The organism is Okeania sp. SIO2B9, assembly GCF_010672505.1.
Taxonomy (GTDB): domain Bacteria; phylum Cyanobacteriota; class Cyanobacteriia; order Cyanobacteriales; family Microcoleaceae; genus Okeania; species Okeania hirsuta.
Genome location: NZ_JAAHGK010001171.1, coordinates 1 through 2,409 on the forward strand (window position 1 = coordinate 1; position 2,409 = coordinate 2,409).

Genomic DNA, 2,409 nt, shown 5'->3' on the forward strand with positions numbered 1-2,409 from the left:
TAAGATTGCTTGAATAAATTTAAAAACAATGAAAGAAAAAAAATATCTAGATTCTATTGAATTTTATTAATTTTGCCAGATCAAATGTTTGAGAGTTATGAGAGCAATATTTCCCTAGCTAGAGTATAGATTAAAAACTACTGAGGTTATTTTAATAACCGTTTACTTTATCTTAATTAGGGTTGACACTATAACTTAATTTCTAGTATAACCTAAAATCAATTTATTAAAAGCATACTAATTTCTCATTACTTCATTAAATTACATTTTATTGTGTAGATCATCTGTTGAATATTCCTAGAGTAGAAATAATAAGTCACTAATAAATCGTCTTTCTTATCCATCTTTTGGATTTAATCAAAAAAATTAACTGGATATAGAGACAAGAGATTCATCCATAGAAAAATAAAGCTTTTATTCATGCCAATTGATTTGATTAATGGGATAATAATTTGTGACTTTTGACTTCCACGAAGCGGTTTACTAGAAGACAAAATCAATTTCAGTTATTAAGTTTCCAAAAATACTCCTATGGAACGGAACTTTTGATAACGTTGTTTTCGGCGTTCCTGACTGCTGATCTTAGTTAATTCTTCTATATTGCTAACTATGGCCTTTTTGAGGTTTTCTGCTGCCTGTAATGGGTTAGCATGAGCCCCACCATTTGGTTCTGGAATGACATGATCGATAATCCCTATATTTTTTAAATCCCAAGAGGTTATTTTTAAAGCATCTGCTGCTTGAGAAGCTTTACCGGCATCTTTCCAGAGAATTGCTGCACAAGCTTCAGGACTAGCAACTGTATATACAGAATGTTCTAACATTAGTAGGCGATCGCCCACTCCAATCCCTAACGCTCCACCTGAACCACCTTCTCCAATCACCGTACAAATTATTGGTACATCCAGATGAAACATTGCTCGTAAATTGTATGCTATCGCTTCTCCTTGTCCCATTTTTTCAGCTTCTATACCTGGCCATGCACCAGGAGTATCGATAAATGTCAAGATTGGCATTCCAAAGCTATTGCCATGTTCCATTAACCTCATTGCTTTGCGGTACCCTCCTGCTGAGGCCATACCGAAATTACGGGCTACATTATCTTTCGTATCTCGTCCTTTTTGATGACCAATAATTATAATTGGCCTTCCATCTATCCTGGCCAAGCCTCCTACTATTGCTGGATCGTCACTACCACCACGATCGCCATGTAACTCGATCCACTCATCACAAATAGCTTGGATATAATCCAGAGTGCTTGGTCGCCTTGGGTGGCGGGCCAACTGTAGTTTCTGTACAGGGGAAAGACCATTAAAGATTTCTTGACGTAGTTGAGTTGCTTTTGCTTCTAGTTGGCTAATTTGCTCAGAGACATCTACACTACTACAGTCTTTAGCTAGTTCGCGAATCTGATTTATACGGTTTTCTAATTCTGCTAGAGGCTTTTCAAAATCTAGGAGAATTTTACGTTCTGATTTGGGCACACCGAGTTTTTATTTTAGGTTCTATATTAACATTGTTAAGTTTACCACAGTTCATCAGTTTTTTTTGACTACTCCCCACTCCCCACTCCATTACTCAACAAAATGTAGAAAAGTTTTTGAGAAATGGTATAATTCCAGCTTAGGTGCGATAATGAGCTAATAACTCATAGCTGATAGCTGATAGCTGACCGCTGAATGCTTACATTTTATTCTGGTCCAACAATTGAAATATAGGGTTCAATGAAATACTTACTAGCAACTTCTTGTGCCTCAGCAGTAGTTACCATTGTCAGATTTTCTTGAAATTTAGCGTCAAATTCTATACCCAAACCTAAAATTTCATACCATCCTAAAATTTGAGCAATTTGTGAGTTTGTTTGTTTACCTAAAGCATATTGACCTAATAATTTGTTTTTGGAGACTTGTAATTCTTCTGAGCTAAGTTGGTTATTCACTAAGCGCTCCACTTCTTCTCTTAATCCTGCTTTAGCGATCGCTGTATTTTCTGCAGCGGTTCCTATATAAACTGTAAAGTTGGAGATATCTAGACGGGTAGGATAAAAAGCAGATATATCATAAGCTAAACCTCGTTTTTCTCTCAGTTCAACAAATAAGCGACTTGATAAACCATTACCCAAATAAGTATTAATTAATTTGAGAGGAGCATAGTCAGAACTGTTAACATTTGCGGCTAAATAACCAAGCATAATAATTGATTGTTGAGTTTCTTGGTATGTTGTTGCTTTTGATGGTTGGGGAGTTATACTTGGTAAGTTTAAAGTTATCGGGGGTGTTTCTGGTTGTTGCCAATCTCCTAATGTTTGTTCAACTAAATTAATTGCTTTGGCATTTGTAATATTACCTACTATAGATATGATTATATTATCTGGACGGAAGTGAGTTTGATGAAATTCTTGAAGATCGG

The 2,409-nt window shown here is 35.7% G+C and carries 2 protein-coding genes; both read right to left on the reverse strand.

Annotation, left to right across the window (positions count from 1 at the left end; all coding sequences use genetic code 11):
- Positions 1-509 precede the first annotated feature (509 nt).
- Complete coding sequence (locus F6K13_RS28560) at positions 510-1,484, reverse strand: acetyl-CoA carboxylase carboxyltransferase subunit alpha (RefSeq protein WP_124147692.1); 975 nt, start codon at positions 1,482-1,484, stop codon at positions 510-512.
- 206 nt (positions 1,485-1,690) lie between these two features.
- The coding region (locus F6K13_RS28565; RefSeq protein WP_287289223.1) for a pitrilysin family protein at positions 1,691-2,409 on the reverse strand (719 nt) is incomplete at its 5' end.